At 36.5% G+C, this 392-nt stretch carries 2 tRNA genes; both read left to right on the top strand.

The features are described 5' to 3' along the window. Positions 1–123 precede the first annotated feature (123 nt). Positions 124–197, top strand: a tRNA-Ile gene (locus G7034_RS10860). Between the two features lie 11 nt (positions 198–208). Beyond that, a tRNA-Ala gene (locus G7034_RS10855) sits at positions 209–282 on the top strand. The last annotated feature ends 110 nt before the right edge of the window (positions 283–392 follow it).

Raw genomic sequence — 392 nt, 5'->3', positions numbered from 1 at the left:
CCTTTTTCAGAGCATTCTGCATTTATGTAGAATGACAGATAAGAAGATTTCAACAGAAATGTGAGTTATCTAATTTTAACGCCTGTCAATTTAATTTTTATTAATGTTTATTAATTTAGACCTAGTCTCATAGCTCAGCTGGTTAGAGCGCTACACTGATAATGTAGAGGTCGGCAGTTCGAGTCTGCCTGAGACTACTAAATTTAATGGGGAATTAGCTCAGCTGGCTAGAGCGCCTGCCTTGCACGCAGGAGGTCATCGGTTCGACTCCGATATTCTCCACTTCCTTTTTACAGGTAAACGTTCATTGACATATTGAGAATAAAGAGCAAAAAATATAGAGTAACAACTAAAAGAGTTATCGTTGCTTTTGTTTTAGGATTAATTTTTTA

The organism is Psychroflexus maritimus (assembly GCF_011089875.1).
Classification (GTDB): Bacteria; Bacteroidota; Bacteroidia; order Flavobacteriales; family Flavobacteriaceae; genus Psychroflexus; species Psychroflexus maritimus.
The sequence above is the reverse complement of the archived record's forward strand: the minus strand, read 5'-3'. Positions and strand labels throughout refer to the sequence as shown.